Here is a 2269-nt window from a genome sequence, read left to right on the forward strand (position 1 = left end):
CCTGCCGCATCCTCACCTCCCAAACAACGTCAATAACGACGTCGTTAACGACGTGAACTTACCAATCACCCAATCCGATCATAAGGCGGCCATGAGCGGCCGGTTACGACAGACGAGCAATGGAGCCGGATCGAAAGCCATCTTCCCGGCCGGATTGGAACGCCCGGGCGGAATGGGCTCGACAACCGACTGTTTGTGGATGCGATCTTGTGGATGGCCAGCAATACCTTGGCCGACACGCCGGACTTCGAATACATCCTGATCGATAGTGCCATTTCGAAAGTTCATGCTGATGCTACTGGTGCAAAAGGGGGGCTGAAGCTGCCGCCATTGGTCGTTCGCGCGGTGGGCTGGCGACCAAGCTGCACGCCGTCGTCGATGCAATCGGCCCCCCGCTTCGGGTCCATCCGACATCGGGGCAATATGGCGACCGGCCACAGGCCGAAGCTCTTCTGTCTGGTTTGCGGGGCATCGGCTATATCATCGCCGATGCCGCTTACGATGCAGACCCGCTACGCGCCTTCATAGCTGATAACCTCGGGGCAACCGCACAGATCAAGGCCAATCCCAGCCGCGCCACCATGCCTCCGATCGACTGGAGCCTCTACAAGGAACGCCATCAGGTCGAATGCTTCTTCAATAAACTCAAAGGTTTCCGGAGAATCGCCTTGCGATGCGAGAAATCGCTCCCCGCCTTCATGGGCTTCGTCCACCTCGCATGCGCCATGATCTGACTACGTTGAATGCAGACAACACCTAGAAGTACCGTCAACGCTGGCGCACATCATGATTATAAAAGTGCCGTTGGTAGGATAAAAAATAAAACACCTTGACTTAGAAATTAATTGTCGGAACCTTTTTTCTCATGAGAAAAAATATCTTCGGCCATTTTAGATATAAAAAGATCAGATTCTTCCTCAAGAATTATTTCAGATGGGACCGGACTTTTCTTTAATATAGAAAGTGCATGATCAAATTCCTTCTGCAGATGGCTAGAGTTCGGCTTTGCCACCACAAAATATGGGGTGAATTCATCCGATGATTCTGAAACTGCTAATAGATGACCTGTCCATTTCCGCGCCTTATCACGAATATGGTCACCATCTGACAAATCAAAAGAAAGCGGTTGAAGGCAATGCCACTTTCCGTTTTTCCACGCCAACTTAAAATCTATTTCGTCTGTTTTTGTTCGTATGGTTTTTTCTTTAAATTTATTTGAAATATTTCTAGAATTTAGTTTTGATAAAATATTTGTAAATACTTCATGGTCAGTTCTTCTGTGTTTTTGGATATTTTCCTGATATCTGGTTACAAACCGTTCAAATAAATGTTCGGTCGTTTCCTCCAAATCAGTACTAATACCGCCAGCCAGAGGTGACCACCTTAACGCACTATCATCATTGATTATTATTCGCCTTGCCACCGTTTCCGCATTGTGAATTCCAGAAAATAAGTCACAAAATTCCCCCATTTTTATAATATTATTCGTCGCCGATTTTACAGACCTAATAATATGTCGCAAATTATCGCGGTCAATATTTGGAAATAATGCGGTAACTCGCTGAATCCGGTCCGTGTAGCGCCCTTTTAGAAATTTACCTTCAGACGAGAACACCACGACCCCGATATTAACAAATTCCCGTGTGACCGAGTCATGGCAGTAGCGCAATGTGACGTAGGAGTATTTTTTGATCCCAGTCATGTCAGCACCCGCTCTACCTCTCTCAAAAATTGATCTAAGTTGCTCTGAACATTAGATATCTGTTTCACAGCAGTCGCGATAACATCCACAGCGTCCCACTCCCGAGGCAGCGTGCTAGCAAACGATTGAAAATCTGCCAATGGCAACGCCGCCCACCGATCTCTTATCTCGTTAAGGGATACTGCCCTGCCCTTAAGATCGGTGGTAAACACATGGTGTCCGTCCTCGGCCAAGTGACTCAAGCCACCGAGAGTCCAAACGGGACGGTGGCCCAATAGATATACGGTCGGCCAAATTAACTCATGATCAATCAGCCACCAGTTTGCGCCAACAGTCAGAAGATTGGGATTTCCCAACCGACGGTCGCTATTTTCACATGCTCCGTCAAAAGACCAAATGGCTGCAGCTTCCGGCAGACGATCTAATTCTAACCGTTTACGCCCTGTTGGTATTACACTAGGGCCTGTTAGATCTTGTAGGTTATTCCTATATATGAGGAATGAGTGAAAGCAATGCGACACAGATTTTCACCGACGAAGCGTGGGCGGTTTGGGAGCCACTGATCGA

Annotated in this window: 1 protein-coding gene and 1 pseudogene; one reads left to right on the forward strand and one right to left on the reverse strand. The window is 47.7% G+C overall.

The window, feature by feature from the left end:
* Window positions 1-129 precede the first annotated feature (129 nt).
* Window positions 130-734 (forward strand): annotated as a pseudogene (locus HLH29_RS19160) (IS5 family transposase).
* Between the two features lie 107 nt (window positions 735-841).
* Here HLH29_RS19160 and HLH29_RS19165 read toward each other — a convergent pair.
* Window positions 842-1702, reverse strand: a complete 861-nt coding sequence (locus HLH29_RS19165; RefSeq protein ID WP_182968964.1) for a DUF3037 domain-containing protein — start codon at window positions 1700-1702, stop codon at window positions 842-844.
* Window positions 1703-2269: the final 567 nt, after the last annotated feature.

The organism is Gluconacetobacter tumulicola (genome assembly GCF_014174215.1).
GTDB lineage: Bacteria > Pseudomonadota > Alphaproteobacteria > Acetobacterales > Acetobacteraceae > Gluconacetobacter > Gluconacetobacter tumulicola.

Bases quoted from the DNA above. Each gene is read 5' to 3' on its own strand.
- HLH29_RS19165 (WP_182968964.1), bottom strand. From the start codon at position 1,702: ATGACTGGGATCAAAAAATACTCCTACGTCACATTGCGCTACTGCCAT.